Genomic DNA, 18898 nt, shown 5'->3' on the forward strand with positions numbered 1-18898 from the left:
CTTTATGTCCCGATAATTCGTTGAATTCGTTCATGAAACTTTGGTACGGTTGGGTGGGCTCGAACCACCGACCTCCGGATCCACAATCCGGCGCTCTAACCAACTGAGCTACAACCGCACATTCGGGCGGGCGGATTGCCTGAACCACGCGGGTCCAACGCAGGCGCCTATCGCCAATGAAGCGTCCATTACGGGCAAACGAAGGACATTTCAAGATGTTTGGGGCAGAGTTGCCGTTCGATTTCGCCGCAGGCCGATAGCTCGCGGCAAAAGCGAACGAATTGCCGGCGAATGCTGCTGCCAGGCAAAGAAAAAGGCCGGCGGGAGGAGGTGCCGGCCTTTTCCTATATCGGACCAGCGGGAGGAGGTGCTGGCCGCTATCCCTAAAAGACGGTGGGAGGAGGATACCGCCTTTCAGGTATTTCTGGTCGATTGAACGCGTCAGGCGACCTTGAGTTCCTTCATCGCCTTCTCGAAGGCGTCCTTCATCGGCTTGGACACTTCCTCGGCGGCCTTGGTGGTGACGGCCTGGATATCCTTGGCCTGCTCCACGCTCATCTCGACGCCCTTGCGCAGAAACGCGGTCTGCAGTTCAACAAACTCGGAGACGGACTTCACGCCAAGCAGCGCTTCGAGGTGCGAGAAACCGGCTTCGGCGTTGGCGCGCATGGCGGCGATCGCCTTCAGGGAAACGTCGTTGCCCGCGGTCTTGGCGGTCTCGAGCGTGGATTCAATAGCCTTTTGGGTGGTCTCGGCGCCTGACTTCAGCTTGGTGTAGGCTTCCTTCGACTGCTCGACGCCCTTCTCGGCGAAGGCGCGGAACTGGTCGGTGGCTTTGGAAGCGTCGAAGGTCGGGAATTCGACGTTCTCGATGGTGTCTGCGGTCTTGCCTGCGGTCTTGGACATATTTCCATCCTTTTTCAGTGGACAGCCTTGAAGAAGGCCGTCTCGTTCATGCATGACGTGGATATAATACAAGTCATGGTGCATTGCAACATATTTGTTGCGCTGCACCAAACCCGCGATTCCGCGTTAACCAAACACCGAGTTTCCGGGGTTCCTCATGCGCTGTTTTGTGGACGCGCGAACCGCCGGGTTTTATTAACAAACGGTTAATTGCGGCGTCCATGCAAGGGTGGTCAAGTCAGCTTATGCCGTCAGAAGCCTATTCCTTCATCGACGTGGTCGTGCTCGACGAAGTGCGCGAGCGCTTTGCTGCCGGCGACGCGCTGGCGATACTTTCCATCGACCTCGAACAGGTGATCTGGGCCAACGGCCCGGGCGCAGCACTTTTCGGACATGACGACATCGAGGCGATCATCGGCGAGCCGAGCCGCCTCGGCCTGCCCGCAAGGCGCCAGATCATGGCCATAAGAGGGTATCCCGATATCGGACGTGACAGGCCGCTTATGGTGCGCATGACGACCGGCGTAAGCAGCCAAGCCGTCGCCTTCATCGCCAGCGCGCTCACGCTTCCGGACGGTGAAAAGGCAATTTTGCTGGCGGCCCCCATCGCGCAAGCTGCGTCACGCGGCCCGGCGGAAGCAGCCGAGCGTGCGATCGCCGGCTTCAACGAGCCCGGTCATTTCGTCGCCTTCATAGACGGGCGCGGCGAAGTGGAGGCGGCTTCGGCCGGCTTCGGCGAACTCGGCGTTTCGCGCGAGACGCTCGCCGCCCTTGCCGCCGAGATCGGCGGCGGACCGGAGCGCATCGCTCGGCGCGTCATCCGCGGCGGATCGGCACGGCTGCCGGCTGGCATGGCGCGACTCACCGACGAGCCGGCGCGACATCTTCTTGTGGTGATCGACGAACGCCGGGCCGGCGGCGAAGAATTTACACCCGGCGAAGGCGCAGATGCGGCCGAACTCACAGCGCACGAGCAAGAGCCGGAACCTGCGACAAGCGCCGACGCGGTCGAGCAGGACAATTCGGCCGCAAGGCATGCGGCCGTCGAAACGGCAGCGCCACCAGCCGCCGACGAGAAGTCCACGCCGGCTATCCATGAAAAAACCGCCGGCGAAGCGCCGCCGGCGCAGCTCGACAACTGGTATTTCAGCGCGGCGGGCGAGCCTCCCCACGATCAGCCACCATCACAGGCCGTCGAGGGACCAGAACGCCGGAAGACGGAAGCACCGGCTGCCGCGGAGCGCGTCACGACGCCGATGCGGTTCGTCTGGCGCACCGACGCCGAAGGCAGGTTCAGCGCCATCTCGCCCGAATTCGCCGACGCCGTCGGCGCGCTCGCGGCCGATGTCGTCGGACGGCGCTTCAAGGATGTTGCGGCGACCTTCGCACTCGATCCGTCTGGCGAGATCACCGGCCTGCTCGACCGCCGCGACACCTGGTCCGGACGCTCGGTGCTGTGGCCGGTCGCCGGAACCGCGCTGAAAATCCCCGTCGACCTCGCCGCACTGCCCGTCTATGGCCGCGACCGCGACTTCCAGGGGTTCCGCGGCTTCGGCGTCGCCCGCGGCGCGGAAGCGGTCGCCGACCCTGAAGGGATCGGCCTTGTCCTGGTCGCTCCGCGCGCCGACGTCACGGCGCCGCAGTCCGGCGAAACGCCGGCCGAGACCGCGCAGCCCGAGGCCGGCCAAAGCAAACCCGATGCCGCCGACCCGTTCAAGGGCGAGGTGCCGGTGCTGACCATCGTGCCGAAGCCGGACCGCCGTTTCGCGGACAAGGTGATCCGGCTCGCCGAGCACCGCCAGCCCGCCCCCGAAAAGGGCGGCCTGTCGAGCATAGAGCGGAGCGCGTTCCGCGAAATCGGCGAGCGGCTGAGGCTGATCGGCGAGCCCGCCGCGCCGGGGCAAGCGGATACGGCGGCAGCAGCGGAACAGGAAGCCTCCCCCGCTCCGAAAGCCGACGAAGGCGCGGCAGCCGACGCCGCCGGAAAAGAGCAGCCGCCAAGCCTGGAGGACAAAACTTCGGCTGTCGAAACCGGCGCTCGGGACGAAACCTCTGAAGCGGCGACCACCGAGAGATCCCAAACAACCATCCCATCCGAGGACCAGGCGGCCACGGAGCCGGTAGCGGCCGTGGAAATCGAAGAGGCAGCAGAAGCCACCGCCGAGGAGATAGCCGAGGCTGAGGAGCCGGAGGCTGTCGAAGCGGAAGCCGAGGCGGAGACTGCCGACGCGGATGCTGCGGAGCCGACTGAGACTGCCGAGGCCAAGCCAGACGCGGAAGAAGAGGCCGACGCCGCGGAGCCTGCGGAACTCTCAGACGCGACGGAAAGTGGCGCCGCCCTGCCAGACGAAGCCGTGGAGCACATCGAAAGCCCCGAAGCCGCGGAAGCCGAGGCTCGGAAAAAGCTGCCCGCCGACACCGGCATATTGGCAAAGCTGCCGGTTCCGGTGCTGATCCATTCGGGCGACGCGCTCCACTACGCCAATGACGAATTCCTTGCGCTGACTGGCTATGATTCCGTCGAGCAGCTTGCGGAAGCAGGCGGGCTCGACGTGTTGTTTTCCGATCCTTACGGCGACGACCAGCATGACGAGGCGGACCGCTCACTCAGGCTTTCGACCCGCGACGGGCTGGAATTCCCGATCGAGGCGCTGCTGCGCTCCGTGCCGTGGAGCGGCGGCAAGGCGCTGATGCTGGTGGTGCGGCGCACCGGAGAGGATGAAACGCCGGCCGAGCCCGTGCCCCTCCGTTCGGCGGAAGAGCAAGAGCTGCGCGCCCGCGTGGCGGAGATGCGCACGATCATCGACACGGCGACGGACGGCGTGGTGCTGATCGCCAATGACGGCGCCATTCGTTCGATCAGCCGGCCGGCCGAGGCTCTGTTTTCCTTCGACAGCGACGAGGTCGCGGGCAAGCCGTTCATCTCGCTGTTCGCAATAGAAAGCCAGCGCGCGGCGCGCGACTATTTGAACGGGCTTTCCGACCACGGCGTGGCGAGCGTTCTGAACGACGGCCGCGAAGTGATCGGGCGGGAGGCGCAGGGGCGTTTCATCCCGCTGTTCATGACCATCGGCAAGCTGCCCAACGACAGCGGCTATTGCGCCGTGGTGCGCGACATCACCCAGTGGAAGCGCGCCGAGGAGGAACTGACGCAGGCGCGCGCGCTCGCCGAGCGGGCTTCGTCGCAAAAGACCGATTTCCTGGCGCGGGTTAGCCACGAGATCCGCACGCCGCTCAACGCCATCATCGGCTTTTCCGAACTGATGGTCGACGAGCGCTTCGGCCCGATCGCCAACGACCGCTACCGCGACTATCTGCGCGACATCAACCGCTCGGGCAACCACGTGCTCGACCTCGTCAACGACCTGCTCGACATTTCCAAGATCGAAGCCGGGCAGCAGGAGATGGCCTACGAGGCCGTGTCGCTCAACGACACTCTGGCCGAGACCGTCGCCATGATGCAGCCGCAGGCCAATCGCGAGCGGGTCATCATCCGCTCGAGTTTCGCTTCCAAGCTGCCGGAAGTCGTCGCGGATCTGCGCAGCATACGCCAGATCGCGCTCAACATATTGTCGAACGCGGTGCGCTACACGCAGGCCGGCGGCCAGGTCATCATCTCGACCGCCTACGAGCCGTCCGGCGATATCGTCATGCGCGTGCGCGACACCGGCGTCGGCATGAGCCAGGCGGAGATCGAGCAGGCCCTGAAACCGTTCAAGCAGATCAACTCGCTGAAACGGACGCGCGGCGACGGCACCGGGCTTGGCCTGCCGCTCACCAAGGCGATGGTCGAGGCCAACCGGGCGCGGTTTTCCATCAATTCGACGCCCGGCGAAGGCACGCTGGTGGAGATAACCTTCCCTTCCACGCGGGTGCTGGCGGACTGAGCCGGACCTTCCTTGACGTGACGTCAAGCCGCAGCAAACGAATTTGCATTGCACGAAGTAGTGCAATTCGCGCAAGTCATTGAAAAGCTGCGTATAACAGTCCAGTTTAGAATAATTCTAAACTATTGAATTTGTTGCTCTTTCCCTTGACCCTCCGCTGGATTTCGCCCAATAGACGTTCGGTTTCGACGACGGAACCGACAGAGGAAACGCGTTCCCCGGGGCCTTGAACCCCTCGACGGACAGGAGAGTGTCATGACCTTCACGAAAGCCCGGTCGAAAGCGGCCGGCTGCGCAGCATTCGCAATTGCCGCATTGTTCGCCGGCTCGGCGCTCGCCGACGGCACGGTGAACATCTATTCCTACCGCCAGCCCGACCTGATCAAGCCGGTGCTCGACGCCTTCACGGCCGAGACTGGCATCGCGACCGAGGTGCTGTTCCTCGACAAGGGCCTGGAAGACCGCATCCTGGCCGAGGGCCAGAATTCGCCGGCCGACGTGATCCTGACTGTCGACATCGCCCGCCTCACCAACGCCAAGGAAAAGGGCGTTACCCAGGCGCTGGACGACGCCACCGTCAACGGCAATCTGCCGGCCGAATACCGCGATCCGGAAGGCCATTGGTTCGGCCTCACCAAGCGCGCCCGCGTCGTCTATGCCTCGAAGGACCGCGTGACCGACACCGCGCTGACCTATGCCGACCTCGCCGACCCGAAGTGGAAGGGCAAGATCTGCATCCGCTCCGGCCAGCACGACTATAACCTCGCGCTGTTCTCTGCGGCCATCGCTCATTGGGGTGCGGAAAAGACCGAAGAGTGGATGAAAGGCTTCAAGGCCAATCTGGCGCGCAAGCCCGACGGCGGCGATCGCGATCAGGCCAAGGCAATTGCCGCCGGCGAATGCGACATCGCGCTCGGCAACACCTACTATGTCGGTCTGATGCAGACCAATGAGAAGGAGCCCGAGCAGAAGGAATGGGCGGCGGCCATCAACGTGATCTTCCCGACCTTCGAGGAAGGCGGCACGCATGTGAACATTTCGGGCGCAGCGCTCGCCAAGAACTCGCCGAATCGCGACAATGGCGTGAAGCTGATCCAGTTCCTGTCGAGTGACAAGGCGCAGCAGATCTATGCCGAACAGGTGTTCGAATATCCGGTCGAGCCGGGCCTCGAACCGTCCGACGTGGTGAAGGCGTTCGGCGAACTGAAAGCCGACACGCTGCCGCTCGCCGACATCGCCAAGAACCGCAAGGCCGCTTCCGAAATGGTCGACCGCGTCGGCATCGATGACGGCCCGTCGAGCTAAGCCTCGTTCATGAAGACCCGCGAAGGCCGGTCCGTGAAAGCGGTCCGGCCTTTCGCCATTCCAAGGGCGAGGCAATGCTGGCGCCAGACAATGCAATGGAGATGAACGCCCCCGGTAAAGACGTGCTCGCGGTGGTCAAGCCGGTCAAGCGCTATCGCCATCCCTTCGTCATCGCGTTGACAGTGGCGATCTGCGGCATCGTCCTCCTGCCCGTCGCCACGCTGGCGGCAATCGCTCTCTCCGGTACCGGAGAGGACTGGCCCCACCTCGCCCGCAACGTGCTGCCCGGCGCGACCCTGACGACGCTGTGGCTGCTGGCCATGGTCTCGGTCGGCACAGCAATCATCGGCGTCGCCACCGCCTGGCTGGTCGTCGGCTACGATTTCCCGCTGCGCCCCTTCTTCTCCTGGGCGCTGGTTCTGCCGCTCGCCGTGCCGCCCTATCTAGCGGCCTATGCGTTCGGCGAATTTTTCCTGTTCAGCGGGCCGGTGCAGTCGGCATTGAGGGCGATGTTCGGTTTCGACAGCCCGCAGCAATACTGGTTTCCGGAAATCCGCTCGACCGGGGGCGCGGCCTTCGTGCTCACCTGCGTACTCTATCCCTATGTCTACCTGACCAGCCGCGTGGTGTTCCTGATGCAGGGCCGCAACATTGCCGATGTGGCGCGCACGCTCGGCGCAAGGCCGGCGAAGGTCTTCTTCCGCGTGCTCCTGCCTGTGGCGCGGCCGGCAATCGGCGCAGGCGTCGCGCTGGTGTTGATGGAAACGATCAACGACATCGGCGCGTCCGAATTTCTCGGCGTGCGCACGCTGACCACAGCCGTCTTCACCACATGGATCAACCGCAGCAGCCTCGAGGGCGCCGCCCAGCTCGCTTTGGTCATGCTCATCCTGGTGCTGCTTTTGCTTGCAGCCGAGCAGTTCGCCAGGCGCAGGCAACGCTTCCACAATGTGCGCGGCAGCCAGTTGAAGGCCCGCCCGCCGCGCGTCAGGCTGAGCGTGCCCGGCCAGATGGTTGCGCTAGTCACGGTGGCCCTGCCGGTCCTGTTCGGCTTCGGCGTTCCGCTCCTCGTGTTCGGGCAGTACGCCTCGCGCCGGCTCGACTATCTGCTCAACGCAGACCTCGCCAAGGCTTTCGTCAACAGCATCTTCACGGCGAGCGCGGCCGCACTGCTCACCGTCGCGCTGGCGCTGCTCCTCATCAACGCGGTGCGGCTGTCGCGCTCGCGCCTGACCGCCTGGCTGGTGCGCATCGGCTCCGTAGGTTACGCGCTGCCTGGCACGATCATGGGCCTCGGCCTGCTCTTTGCGCTCGCCCGCTTCGACAACGCCGTCGACCATTTCGCCAGGGAGACCTTCGGCGTTTCAACTGGGCTCTTGCTCACCGGATCGGCCGCCGCCGTCATCCTCGCCTGCACGATCCGCTTCCTGGCGCTGGCCGAAGGCGCGGTCCGTTCCGGCATGGAGAAATTGCCGCCTCACCTCGACGAAGCCGCCCGCAGCCTCGGCAAGACGCCGGCCAAAAGCGCCGCGCTCGTGCTGCTGCCGCTGCTGCAGCCGGCGATCCTGACCGCGCTGGTGCTGGTCTTCGTTGATACGGTAAAGGAACTCTCGGCGACCATCCTGCTGCGGCCGTTCGGGTTCAACACGCTGGCGACGCTGGTCTATGAGAACGCCTCGCGCGCGGTGGTCGAGGACGGGGCTGTGGCGGCGCTGCTGATTATCGTGACCGCGACCGTGCCGGTCATCCTCTTGTCCAGGGCGCTCGCCCGCGACCGCGCCGCTTCGATGTAGCGACGGAACCAAGAAAAAGGCGCCCAAAAAGGGCGCCTGAATTAATGGGATGCTGTCACAACGGGGCTTGAGCGAACGTCGCTTCCTCGGGGGCGGAGGAACCGGATTTCTCCGTCAAGTTACGTGCGAATATCAGCGCCGGCCCTTAACAATTCCTTACCGGAACCCCGGAAAATTTACGAAAGTGTACCACTCGTGAAAACGAGGTAAATTTGCCGGTCATTCTTGCTTAACCATGTTCCGACCGTCTCACGTGCGGAGTTCGGGCAGATCGCGGAACAGTTCAAGCGCTTCCGGATTGGCCAGTGCTTCCTTGTTCTTGACGGTGCGGCCATGCACAATGTCGCGCACCGCGAGCTCGGTGATCTTGCCGGATTTGGTGCGCGGTATATCAGCGACGGCGACGATTTTGGCCGGCACATGGCGCGGGCTGGCGCCGGTGCGGATTTTCGTCCGGATGCGCTTTTCCAGCTCGGCGTCGAGGTTCACCCCGGCCACCAGCCGCACGAACAGCACGACACGTACGTCGCCTTCGAAATCCTGGCCGATGCACAGCGCCTCGGCGATCTCCGGCATCTGCTCGACCTGGTTGTAGATTTCCGCCGTGCCGATGCGCACGCCGCCCGGATTGAGCGTCGCGTCGGAACGGCCATGGATGATAATGCCGCCATGCTCTGTCCATTCGGCGAAATCGCCATGGCACCAGACATTGTCGAAGCGCTCGAAATAGGCGCCCCTGTATTTCTTGCCGTCCGGATCATTCCAGAAGCCGATCGGCATGGCCGGGAAGGCACGCGTACAGACCAGTTCGCCCTTGTCTCTCCTCACCGGCCGGCCGTCATCGTCCCAGACATCCACCGCCATGCCGAGCCCCGGCCCCTGGATCTCGCCCATCCAGACGGGCTCGGTCGGAACGCCGAGCACGAAGCAGGAGACGATATCGGTGCCGCCGGAAATCGAGGCGAGATGGACATCCTTCTTGATGCCTTCATAGACGAAAGCGAAACCTTCCGGCGACAGCGGCGACCCGGTCGAGGACAGGGTGCGCACGCTAGAGAGATCATGCGTCTCTATCGGCCGCAATCCGGCCTTGCGCACCGAGTCGATGAACTTGGCCGAGGTGCCGAAATACGTCATCTTTTCGGCTTGCGCGAAATCGAAGATCGCATTGCCGTCCGGGTAGAACGGCGATCCGTCATAGAGCAGCAGCGTCGCGCCGGACGCCAAGCCGGAGACCAGCCAATTCCACATCATCCAGCCGCAGGTGGTGAAGTAGAAGAAGCGATCGCCATCCTCGATGCCGGCATGCAGCCGCTGTTCCTTGACGTGCTGGATCAGTGTGCCGCCGGCCGAATGGACGATGCATTTCGGGATGCCGGTCGTGCCCGAGGAAAACAATATGTAGAGCGGATGCGAGAAGGGCAGCCGCTCGAACGCCACTTTCGCCGGCGCGAAAGGCGCGAGAGCGGCCTCCAGCGCGTCGGCCTTGTCGATGGTTTCGGCTACATCACCCGCCGTGCCGAGATAGTCGACGACCAGAACTTTGCGCACGGTCGGCAGCTTGGCCGAAACCGCCGCGATCTTGTCGGCCACCTCGATCGCCTTGCCATTGTACCAGTAGCCGTCCGGCGCGATGAAGATCACCGGTTCGATCTGGCCGAACCGATCGAGCACGCCCTGTTCGCCGAAATCCGGCGAGCAGGAAGACCAGACGGCCCCGAGCGACGTGGCTGCGAGCATTGCGGCGACCGTTTCGGGCATGTTCGGCATCATCGCGGCGATGCGGTCGCCCTCTTTCACGCCGAGCGACTGGAACAGCTGCTGCAACTGCGAGACCAACGCGTGCAGATCGTCCCACGACATGCGCCGCTCGACCTTGTCCTCACCCCTGAAGACGATGGCGTCGCCGCCGCCTGTCTTGCCCAGAAGGTTTTCCGCGAAATTCAGCCTCGCATCGGGGAAGAAGGCCGCACCCGGCATCTTATCGCCGTTGGTGAGCACGGTCTCGCCGCGTTCGCCGGCTATGCCGCAGAACTCCCAGACAAGACCCCAGAAAGCCTCGCGCTCGTCGATCGACCAGCGGTGCAGTTCGGCATAGTTCGAGAAATCAGCTCCCGCCCGGGCCGAAGCCGCCGACATGAAGGCGGTCATGGGCGCGGACGCGATCTGGTCCTGCGTCGGCGTCCAGAGCGGAGCGGTGCCGGCCATGTTTTCCTCCCTGACAATACTTTCCCGGTTATGCATATTGCAGCGCAGCAGGGCAAGACGTGGCGCCGGTAGCGCCATCCACTTGTGCGCAAATGCCATTGCAAGGCCACAAAGGCTTGAAAAGCGGGAGCTATCGGGCCACACCCGCTGGAGCGACCGTCCAGCACAGCGCGGCATCCGATCTAGACCGGATCAGCAAACGGGGCATCATGCCATCACCTCTCGTCAGGCGAAGCATATGGGGGATCGGCATCGCCGTTCTCCTTGCCGTCCTGATCGCGCTCCTGCTTCCCGCGATCGCCTCGACTCGCATCGTCCGCGACCGGATCGCCCTGGAGATGAGTTCGTGGAGCGGATACCGCGTCAGCATCGGCGCCCCGCCCGACATCGAGGTCTGGCCGACTTTCCAGGCTATCCTCACTGATGTCCGGCTCTCGCCATGGCAGAGCCCCTCCGGCCCGCCGGTCATCGCTGCCGAGCGCGTGGAGATCGAACTGTCAGCGCTCGCCGCCCTGCGCGGCAACGTCGTTTTTTCGAGCGCCCGTTTTGTTAGTCCCACTTTGTATATCCAGCGAGCCGCGAACGGCGCCTACATGCCCGAACTGCCCGGCGGTGGCCGCATCGCCGCATCGATAGCGGAAGCCCGCGCGGCGATTGCCGGAAACCCCGATGAGCAGGACGATCTGGCGTCCGATCCGTTCGGCACGGTTGAAGTCAGCGGCGGCAGGATTGCGCTCCACCAGGACGGGCAGGTCACGAACATCGTCACCGGCATTGCCGGCAGGGCCGACTGGCCGGCTCTCGACAGGGCGGGTGCACTGTCGGCCAGCGGCCTCTGGCGCGGCGAAACAGTGAAGATCGACATCGCATCCGAAAATCCGCTTTCGCTGTTTGCGGGCGGCGCGGCGCCTATCACCGTCAATTTCGCGGCCGCACCGGCCACGGTCTCCTTCACGGGCTCGGCAAAGCTTGCCGAAAACGGCTATCTGGATGGCGAAACAAAGGTTTCCATCCCTTCGATAAAGCGCGCGGCCGAATGGTCCGGATCGCACATGTCACCAGTCTCGCCGCGCGGCGAGGTGGCATTCAGCAGTCGCATCGTCGGAGATGCAGCCCGTGTGAAGTTCGAAAATGTCGCGCTTTCGCTCGATGAAAACCGCGGCGTGGGCGCGCTCAACCTCGAACTTAAACCCGACCGGCCGGCAATGTCGGGCTCTCTGGCTTTCGACGGGATCGATCTCGGATCTCTGCTTTCAGCGTTCACACCGCTGACGCTCGCCGCCGACGGCAGTGCCGGAGAGGCCAATGCCGACCTTTCCAGCCTGCTCGATATCGATCTCAGGCTGTCGGCGGAACGTGCGGTGGCGGGAACGATCAAGCTGGCCAATGTCGCCGCCACCGTGCAGGTAAAGGACGGGCTTGCGGTGTTCGACGTCTCCGATGCATCCGCCTTCGGCGGCATCGTGCAGGCCGGCGTCCGTTTCGACCGCAAGCCGGACGGCCCCTATGCCGAAATGCGGCTCCTGGCCTCCAACATTAACGGCGGCGCGCTGGCCAGCGCGGCTGGCATGACGAAGCTGGTGCCGATAGGCCAAGGCACGATTTCGGTCATCCTCAAGGGGCCGGGCGCCTCGTGGGAATCCATACTGGGGAACGCCGACGGCTCGATTTCGGCGAGCTTCGGACAGGGAGCGCTGGCCGGCCTTGATCTTGCCGGGCTACTGGCGCGCGTGAAGAAGGGCGGGTTCTTCGCGCTCGACGAGGTGTCCAAGGGAAACGTGCCGATCAGCGGCGCTGAGTTCAAGGCCAGCGTCGCCGACGGCGTGGCACGGATCGAAAAAGCCGAGGCCCGAGCCACTGGGCACACGCTGTGGCTCAAAGGCATCGTGCCCTATGTCGGCCGCGGCCTTGCGCTTACCGGCGGGGTCATGCCGACCGTCAGGGGAGCCCAAGGCGGAACTGCGGCGTTCTTCGTCGGCGGATCGTGGAGCGCCCCCTTCATCTCGCCGGTCGTTCCTCCCCAGCCGGCCGAGTAGGCTGGCCCTTACCCTCGCTGCGCCGCCTGCTCGTCACGCAGGCGCTGCACTTCGCGGCGCTTGTTGGCAAGCGAAGCCACAACCACGCCGATCGCGACGATGGCTATCAGCAGCGTGCAGGCGGCGTTGATCTCCGGCGTCACGCCGAGCCGCACCTGGCTGTAGATCTTCATCGGCAGCGTGGTTGCGCCGGGGCCGGAAGTGAAGCTCGATATCACAAGATCGTCGATCGAAAGGGTGAAGGCCAGCATCCAGCCCGACACGATCGCCGGCATGATGACCGGCAGCGTGATCTGGAAGAAGGTTTTCACCGGCGGCGCACCGAGATCCATCGCCGCTTCCTCGAGCGAGCGGTCGAAACTGACCAGGCGCGACTGCACCACGACCGCCACGAAGCACATCGAGAAGGTGATGTGCGCCAAGGTCACTGTCATGAAGCCGCGATCAAAGCCTATGGCGACGAACAGCAGCAGCAGCGAAAGCCCGGTGATGACTTCGGGCATGACCAGCGGCGCAAACACCATGCCCGAGAACAGCACCCGCCCGCGAAACCGCGTGTAGCGGGTCAGGGTAAGCGCCGCGAGCGTGCCGAGCACGGTCGCGATCGTGGCCGAGATCAGGCCGACGCGGATCGTCACCCAGGCGGCGTCCATGAGGCCGCGATTGTTGAACAGTTCGACGTACCATTTGGTGGAAAAGCCGCCCCACACCGTGACCAGCTTCGAGGCGTTGAACGAGAAGATCACCAGAAGCACGATCGGCAGGTATAAAAAGGCGAAGCCCAATACGATCGAGACGATGTTGAAGCGGCTCCAGGTCGCGTTCATCGCTCCTGCTCCTGCGCGCGCGCCTGTGCGCTCTGGAAGATCATGATCGGCACGATCAGGATCAGCAGCAGGATCACCGCCACGGCGGACGAGACCGGCCAGTCGCGATTGGCGAAGAACTCGTTCCAAAGCGTCTTGCCGATCATCAGCGTCTGCGAGCCGCCGAGCAAATCGGGAATGACGAACTCGCCGACGGCCGGGATGAACACCAGCATGCAGCCGGCAATGACACCGGGCAGCGACAGCGGGAAAGTGATCTTCCAGAACGCGCCGTTCGGCGTGCAGCCGAGGTCTTTCGCCGCCTCGATCAGCGAATAGTCCATCTTCTCCAGCGACGAATAGAGCGGCAGGATCATGAATGGCAGGTAGGAATAGACGATGCCGATGAAGATCGCCGTATGGGTATTGAGGATGATCAGCGGCTCGTCGATGATGTTAAGCGCCATCAGGAACTGGTTGAGCAGGCCCTCCGGCTTCAATATGCCGATCCAGGCATAGACCCGGATCAGGAACGAGGTCCAGAACGGCAGGATCACCAGCATCAGCAGCATCGGCCGCAGCGACGCCGGCGCGCGCGCCATGCCGTAGGCGATCGGATAGCCGACAAGCAGCGTCAGGAATGTCGAGATCGCGGCGATGACGACGCTCGACACATAGGCGTTGAAATAGAGCGCATCCTCGGTAAGCCAGACGTAATTGTCGATGCTGAGCTGCCGCAACTGCTCCAGCAGCCCCGAGACGCCATCGGCAAGGCTGAGCACCGGATCGTAAGGCGGCATGGCGATCGCGGTCTGCGATAGCGAAATCTTGAAGACGATGACGAACGGGGCGAGGAAGAAGAACAGCAGCCAGAGATAGGGCACCAGTATGACCAGCCGGCTGACGACGGCGGCGACGGCGCGGCCAGCAAGCGACCGGCCCTGAGCCGCGGCAACGGCCCCATTCTCGCGATCGATCACCGCTTCCGACATATCGGCCTACCGGGTCAAGACGACGCCGGCATCCGGCGTGAATGAAATCCACGCCCGGTCGTTCCAGGTTAGCGGGTCTTCGGTGACGCGCGAAGCGTTTAGCGAACTCGCCTTGACGACCTGGCCGTCGTCGAGCCGGACATGGTAGACGGTCATGTCGCCGAGATAGGCCAGATCGAAAACTTCGCCCTCCATCGCATTCACCGCGCCTTCGGGCCGGCGCGACGAGACCCTGATCTTCTCGGGACGTATGGCGAAGGACACCGCATTGCCCGTCTCCGCGTCGCCGGCATTCTCCACGATGATCTCGGCGCCGCTCGCCCCGGTGATGCGGGCGGTACGGGCGTCCCTTGCCGCCACCCTGCCCTCGAACATGTTCACATTGCCGACGAAGCCGGCGACAAAACGCGAGCCCGGCGCCTCGTAGACTTCCGCCGGCGTCGCCACCTGCATCACTTCGCCCTTGTCGAGGATGGCTATGCGGTCGGCCATGGTCATGGCCTCTTCCTGGTCGTGGGTGACGACGACGAAGGTCAGCCCCAGCGATTGCTGCAGGTCCATCAGCTCGAACTGCGTCTCCTCGCGCAGCTTCTTGTCGAGCGCGCCGAGCGGCTCGTCGAGCAGCAGCACCTTGGGGCGCTTGGCGACCGAGCGGGCGAGCGCCACGCGCTGGCGCTGGCCGCCCGATAGCTGGTGCGGCTTGCGCTTGGCGAACTGCTCGAGCTTGACCAGGCGCAGCATCTCCTTGACCCGCGCCTCGATCTCGGCCTTGGGCATGTTGTCCTGCTTGAGGCCGAAGGCGATGTTGCCCTCCACCGTCATATGCGGAAACAGCGCATAGGACTGGAACATCATGTTGACCGGGCGGCGATAGGGCGGGATGCCGCGCAGATCCTGCCCGTCGAGCAGGATGCGGCCCGAAGTCGGCTCGTCGAAGCCGGCCAGCATCCTGAGCAGCGTCGACTTCCCGCAGCCCGACGCGCCGAGCAGCGCGAAGAATTCGCGCTCATAGACATTCAGCGACAGATTGTTGACGGCGGTGAAGTCGCCGAACTTCTTGGTGACGTTCTCGAAGGAAATGTAAGGCTTGGCGCCGGGATCGGCCCAGGGCGCGAAATCCCTGCGGATGCTGCCAAGCGACTTCATGTTCTGCTCCGACTTTTTGAACGGCCAAGCGCAACAAACCCCGGCGCACGCGCCGGGGTTTGTTGCCGGATGCTACTGCCCCGTGACGATCTTGGTCCAGGTGCGCGTCACCACGCGCTGCGTCTTCGGGTCGTAGGGGCTGACCGTGAACAGCTTCTGCGCCGTCGCCTCGTCGGGATAGATCGCCGGATCCTCGATGATCTCCTTCTCGATGAACTCCTGCGAGGCCTTGTTGCCGTTGGCGAAATAGACGTAGTTGGTCGCCTTGGCCGCCACTTCCGGCTTCATGATGTAGTTCAGGAATTCATGCGCCTCGTCGACATTCTTGGCGTCGGCGGGAATGGCCATCTGATCGAACCACATTTCCGCGCCTTCCTTCGGGATGACGTAGTCGACGACCACGCCCTGGTCGGCTTCCGCGGCGCGGTCGCGTGCCTGGAACACATCGCCCGACCAGCCGACCGCGAGGCAGATGTCGCCATTGGCCAGCGCGTTGATGTATTCGGACGAATGGAACTTGCGGATGTGCGGCCGAAGCGCAAGCAGCGTCTCCTCGACCTTGGCGAAGTCCTCAGTGGACGTACTTTCGGGGTTCAGGCCGAGATAATTCAGCGTCGTCGGGATGATGTCGGACGGCGAATCCAGCACGTAGACGCCGCAACCGGCCAGCTTTGCGAGGTTTTCAGGCTTGTAGAACACCTCCCAGCTATCGACCTTGTCGATGCCCAGCGCCGCCTTCACCTTGTCGACATTGTAGCCGATGCCGACCGTGCCCCACATCCAGTTGACGGAGTAAGCGTTGTCGGGGTCGAACTTGGCGACCCTATCGTTCACCACGTCCCACATGTTGGAGAGGTTCGGGAGCTTGGACTTGTCGAGCTTCTGGTAGACGCCGGCCTCGATCTGGCGGACGAGGAAATTGTGCGTTGGCACCACGATGTCGTAGCCCGAGCCGCCGGCGAGCAGCTTGGTTTCCAGGATCTCGTTGGAATCGAAGACGTCATAGACGACCTTGATGCCGGTTTCCTTGGTGAAATCGGTGATGATCGACTCGTCGATATAATCCGACCAGTTGTAGATGTTGACGACGCGTTCCTGCGCTTGCGCGGAAACTGTCAAGGCCGCGGCCAAGGCGGCCGAAGCGGCCGATAGCCATAGCGCTTTGTGGATCATAATGTTCTCCTCTGTGCGGTGTTCCGTCCCGGCTCGTTCGAAGGATCAGCGGCCGGGTATCGGTTGAAGCCTATTGGCGTTTTTGCGGTGCGACAAGCGGCAATCGGCGTGCCCGAAAGCCGCATGTACGCCCCGCATATTGTTGATTTGACGTTGAGTTTTACCGGCGTTTCGGCAGCGAAGCGTGCGACGCGAAGTTTCGCGCGAACGCTTCCGTAGAACGTATCTGTGGCGCCGGCGCCCGCTGCGTCGGCTTTCGGAAATGGCAAGACACGCCTGTGCTTTTGTTGCCGATAACCCAGCCTGCCCGCTCCCGGATGGCGATGTCAATGGGGAGACGGCATTCCGGTCGTACCGGGCTTTTGCGGCCGCGTCTGGCGCTTGAATTCGAGGCCGATATGGACCAGCAACGCGACGAATACGACGGCCCCGCCCAGAACCGTGCGCGCCGAGGGCACTTCGGCGTGGATCAGCCAGACCCAGACCGGCCCGAGTATGGTTTCGAACGTGCCTAGCAGGGCTGCAAAGGCCGCCGGGATCAGCCTGGCGCCGGTCGCGAAGAAGGCCAGGCCAAGCCCGAGATTGAGCGCTCCGAAGGCGAACAGGAACCCCATATCACGCGGCGCGACCGCCAGATATTCGGCCTGCGTCGTCGCGAACAGCGCCGCAAATACGGTGCCAAGGCAGGTCGCGGGCGTCATGCGCACATGGGCGAAGCGCCTGGTGATGACGGTTGCGATCGAAAACGCGAACGCGATCAGCAGAGCGAGCCCATCGCCGACCGGCGACACCTGGCCGTTGAAGGATTCCGAGACCATGATCGCCACGCCGCAGATGACGGCGGCGATCGCCGCCCAGGTTGCGCCGGCTACGCGCTCGCGAAACAGCACCCAGGCGATCAGCGCCGCGATCAGCGGCACGCCGGCCTGCATCAACAGGATGTTGGCGACGGTCGTATAGGCCAGCGCTACGACGAAGGAGGTCGAGGCGGTGGCGAAGCACAGCGCGACTGCGAAGCCGGGCAGTCCCATGTCGCCGAACATTTTCAGCATGCCGCGCCAGCCGTCGCGCCACAGCATGAAGCCGAACAGGAAAGCGGCCGCCCAGAACGAGCGCCAGAACACCACGGTCCAGCTGTCGCCGGCCTCTATGAAGCGTGCGATGGCCCCGCCAAAACTCCAGAACAGCGCTGACAGGAACACCAGCAGTAGGCCGATATTCTCCTCGCGCCGCGAAACCAGCGGCGCTGCGGCGGCTTGCTGCGAAGCTCTGTCGTTCATGGCGGTTCGCCGGCGGTTCGATGAGCCGCCGGATCACAGGCACAGGCGGACACAAGCGGCGTATCCGAAACGGCAGGTCGCCGCGTGGTCCAGCCGACTGTTCCATTTATGGCACGTTGTGGGCAAAGAGAACGGTTTCCGCGCCCAGCCGGCAATTGCTTTCGCTGGCAATCTGTTGCCGTCCGCTGTCGCACGTTGGCGGCCTTGCCGACACCCGCCAGCTTCTCGCCCACTTGAGCAGACCGCCGACGCGCCGGAAGAGCCCGAGCGATGACGAATTGTCTTCGTAGATATCAATGAAATCGACCGGCTTGCGGTCGGCCCGCGTTCGCAGCACTTCGCGGTGAATGAAGGTCCAGACAAGCATCTGATCCATGACAGATCCTTTCGCTATCATTTCGTAATTGAATGATAGGATTAACTTTAGAGCTGTTCATCGCCTGAAAACCGCAGTATGTTTTTCAACCATGAAAAACCTGGACTGGAATGATCTGCGGATTTTTGTTCGCGTGGCGCGCGGCGGCGGGCTGTCGGCGGCCGCCGCCGAACTCGGCTCCAGCCCGGCCACGGTCGGGCGGCGCATGCTGGCGCTGGAACAGGTTTTGGCCCGGCCGCTCTTCGTGCGGCGCCAGACCGGCTACGAGCTCACCGAGCATGGCCGTGCGCTGCTCGCCAAGGCGCTTGCCGTCGAGGCGAGCGCCAGGCCAATCGAGGAATGGCTCGAAGCGGACGACCACCGCGCCACCGTGCGGATCTCGGCCGGCACATGGACGGCGAACTTCTTCGCGGAGAATTTCGCGCGGCTGTGGACGCCTTCCGATCCGTTCCGCATCGCCTTCAAGACGACAGAAGCGAAGCTCGATATCGCCCACCGCGAAGTCGAGATTGGCGTGCGCAACGCCCAGCCGGACAGCCCCAACCTTGCGGCGCGACGCACCGGCGAGGTGGCGCAGGCGCCGTTCCGCGCCCGCAACCGTCCCGGCGCCCAGCGGGAAGACTGGGTGGCCATCACCCCGGAAGACCGGGCGACACGCTCGGCCAACTGGGTCGCTGCACAGCCGGGCATCACGATAGCCGCCTGGGCCAACACGCCCCGAACCCTGCACGACCTCATTCGCGCCGGCGTCGGCAAGGGTGTGCTTCCGTGCTTTGCCGGCGATCGCGATCCGTTGCTGGAGCGGGCGGGCGGCACGATCGAGGAACTGCGAGAGGGCCAATGGATCGTCATGCACGATGACGATCGTCACCGCCGCGAGGTGCGCACCGTCATCGACCGCATCGTCGCGCTCGTCACCGCGCATTCCGCGCTGTTCGCCGGCGAGCGGCCGTTTGGCGAGGGGTAGCGGACCCCGGCTTGACGCGATCC

Annotated in this window: 13 protein-coding genes and 1 tRNA gene; 5 read left to right on the top strand and 9 right to left on the bottom strand. The window is 63.9% G+C overall.

Annotated features, from left to right (window positions below; genetic code table 11):
• Positions 1–41: 41 nt before the first annotated feature.
• Both G6N73_RS27135 and G6N73_RS27140 read right to left on the bottom strand, forming a co-directional pair.
• A tRNA-His gene (locus G6N73_RS27135) sits at positions 42–118 on the bottom strand.
• 323 nt (positions 119–441) lie between these two features.
• Positions 442–906 carry a phasin gene (locus G6N73_RS27140; RefSeq protein ID WP_165033086.1) on the bottom strand — a complete coding sequence of 155 codons (465 nt, stop codon included), beginning with the start codon at positions 904–906 and terminating at the stop codon, positions 442–444.
• 245 nt (positions 907–1151) lie between these two features.
• Between G6N73_RS27140 and G6N73_RS27145 the strand changes: the two genes are divergently transcribed.
• The 3 genes from G6N73_RS27145 to G6N73_RS27155 all read left to right on the top strand — a co-directional run bounded on the left by G6N73_RS27145 (position 1152) and on the right by G6N73_RS27155 (position 7891).
• Positions 1152–4793, top strand: a complete 3642-nt coding sequence (locus tag G6N73_RS27145; protein WP_165033087.1) for an ATP-binding protein — start codon at positions 1152–1154, stop codon at positions 4791–4793.
• 255 nt (positions 4794–5048) lie between these two features.
• Positions 5049–6098, top strand: a complete 1050-nt coding sequence (locus G6N73_RS27150) for a Fe(3+) ABC transporter substrate-binding protein (protein WP_165033088.1) — start codon at positions 5049–5051, stop codon at positions 6096–6098.
• A 101-nt stretch (positions 6099–6199) separates the two neighbouring features.
• Positions 6200–7891, top strand: a complete 1692-nt coding sequence (locus G6N73_RS27155; protein ID WP_425484147.1) for an ABC transporter permease — start codon at positions 6200–6202, stop codon at positions 7889–7891.
• Between the two features lie 249 nt (positions 7892–8140).
• Here G6N73_RS27155 and G6N73_RS27160 read toward each other — a convergent pair whose 3' ends face one another.
• A complete protein-coding gene (locus tag G6N73_RS27160) occupies positions 8141–10099 on the bottom strand; it encodes an acetoacetate--CoA ligase (RefSeq protein WP_165033090.1) in 1959 nt (652 codons plus the stop codon).
• A 209-nt stretch (positions 10100–10308) separates the two neighbouring features.
• Between G6N73_RS27160 and G6N73_RS27165 the strand changes: the two genes are divergently transcribed.
• Positions 10309–12135, top strand: coding sequence for an AsmA family protein (locus tag G6N73_RS27165; protein ID WP_165033091.1), 1827 nt, complete (start codon positions 10309–10311; stop codon positions 12133–12135).
• A gap of 8 nt (positions 12136–12143) precedes the next feature.
• Here the strand turns inward: G6N73_RS27165 and G6N73_RS27170 are convergent, their stop codons facing one another.
• The 6 genes from G6N73_RS27170 to G6N73_RS27195 form a co-directional block, all read right to left on the bottom strand.
• A complete protein-coding gene (locus G6N73_RS27170) occupies positions 12144–12962 on the bottom strand; it encodes an ABC transporter permease (RefSeq protein ID WP_165033092.1) in 819 nt (272 codons plus the stop codon).
• Positions 12959–13933 carry an ABC transporter permease subunit gene (locus G6N73_RS27175; protein ID WP_206079109.1) on the bottom strand — a complete coding sequence of 325 codons (975 nt, stop codon included), beginning with the start codon at positions 13931–13933 and terminating at the stop codon, positions 12959–12961. The genes G6N73_RS27170 and G6N73_RS27175 overlap by 4 nt, the downstream gene beginning before the upstream one ends.
• 6 nt (positions 13934–13939) lie before the next feature.
• Positions 13940–15079, bottom strand: a complete 1140-nt coding sequence (locus tag G6N73_RS27180; RefSeq protein WP_165033093.1) for an ABC transporter ATP-binding protein — start codon at positions 15077–15079, stop codon at positions 13940–13942.
• 72 nt (positions 15080–15151) lie between these two features.
• A complete protein-coding gene (locus G6N73_RS27185; protein ID WP_165033094.1) occupies positions 15152–16252 on the bottom strand; it encodes a polyamine ABC transporter substrate-binding protein in 1101 nt (366 codons plus the stop codon).
• A 326-nt stretch (positions 16253–16578) separates the two neighbouring features.
• Positions 16579–17532 (bottom strand): DMT family transporter, encoded by a 954-nt coding sequence (locus tag G6N73_RS27190; protein WP_165033095.1) that lies wholly within the window; start codon positions 17530–17532, stop codon positions 16579–16581.
• A gap of 106 nt (positions 17533–17638) precedes the next feature.
• On the bottom strand, positions 17639–17908 hold the full coding sequence (locus G6N73_RS27195; RefSeq protein ID WP_165033096.1) for a hypothetical protein: 270 nt from the start codon (positions 17906–17908) through the stop codon (positions 17639–17641).
• 91 nt (positions 17909–17999) lie between these two features.
• Between G6N73_RS27195 and G6N73_RS27200 the strand changes: the two genes are divergently transcribed.
• Positions 18000–18875, top strand: coding sequence for a LysR family transcriptional regulator (locus G6N73_RS27200; protein ID WP_165033097.1), 876 nt, complete (start codon positions 18000–18002; stop codon positions 18873–18875).
• Positions 18876–18898 lie beyond the last annotated feature (23 nt).

Origin of the sequence: Allomesorhizobium camelthorni (genome assembly GCF_011045125.1) — a bacterium.
Classification (GTDB): Bacteria; Pseudomonadota; Alphaproteobacteria; order Rhizobiales; family Rhizobiaceae; genus Allomesorhizobium; species Allomesorhizobium camelthorni.

Coding starts and splice junctions, on each gene's coding strand:
- G6N73_RS27190 (WP_165033095.1), bottom strand. CDS start 17,532: ATGAACGACAGAGCTTCGCAGCAAGCCGCCGCAGCGCCGCTGGTTTCG.
- G6N73_RS27140 (WP_165033086.1), bottom strand. CDS start 906: ATGTCCAAGACCGCAGGCAAGACCGCAGACACCATCGAGAACGTCGAA.
- G6N73_RS27175 (WP_206079109.1), bottom strand. CDS start 13,933: ATGTCGGAAGCGGTGATCGATCGCGAGAATGGGGCCGTTGCCGCGGCT.
- G6N73_RS27160 (WP_165033090.1), bottom strand. CDS start 10,099: ATGGCCGGCACCGCTCCGCTCTGGACGCCGACGCAGGACCAGATCGCG.
- G6N73_RS27200 (WP_165033097.1), top strand. CDS start 18,000: ATGAAAAACCTGGACTGGAATGATCTGCGGATTTTTGTTCGCGTGGCG.
- G6N73_RS27185 (WP_165033094.1), bottom strand. CDS start 16,252: ATGATCCACAAAGCGCTATGGCTATCGGCCGCTTCGGCCGCCTTGGCC.
- G6N73_RS27155 (WP_425484147.1), top strand. CDS start 6,200: ATGAACGCCCCCGGTAAAGACGTGCTCGCGGTGGTCAAGCCGGTCAAG.
- G6N73_RS27150 (WP_165033088.1), top strand. CDS start 5,049: ATGACCTTCACGAAAGCCCGGTCGAAAGCGGCCGGCTGCGCAGCATTC.
- G6N73_RS27145 (WP_165033087.1), top strand. CDS start 1,152: ATGCCGTCAGAAGCCTATTCCTTCATCGACGTGGTCGTGCTCGACGAA.
- G6N73_RS27165 (WP_165033091.1), top strand. CDS start 10,309: ATGCCATCACCTCTCGTCAGGCGAAGCATATGGGGGATCGGCATCGCC.
- G6N73_RS27180 (WP_165033093.1), bottom strand. CDS start 15,079: ATGAAGTCGCTTGGCAGCATCCGCAGGGATTTCGCGCCCTGGGCCGAT.
- G6N73_RS27195 (WP_165033096.1), bottom strand. CDS start 17,908: ATGGATCAGATGCTTGTCTGGACCTTCATTCACCGCGAAGTGCTGCGA.
- G6N73_RS27170 (WP_165033092.1), bottom strand. CDS start 12,962: ATGAACGCGACCTGGAGCCGCTTCAACATCGTCTCGATCGTATTGGGC.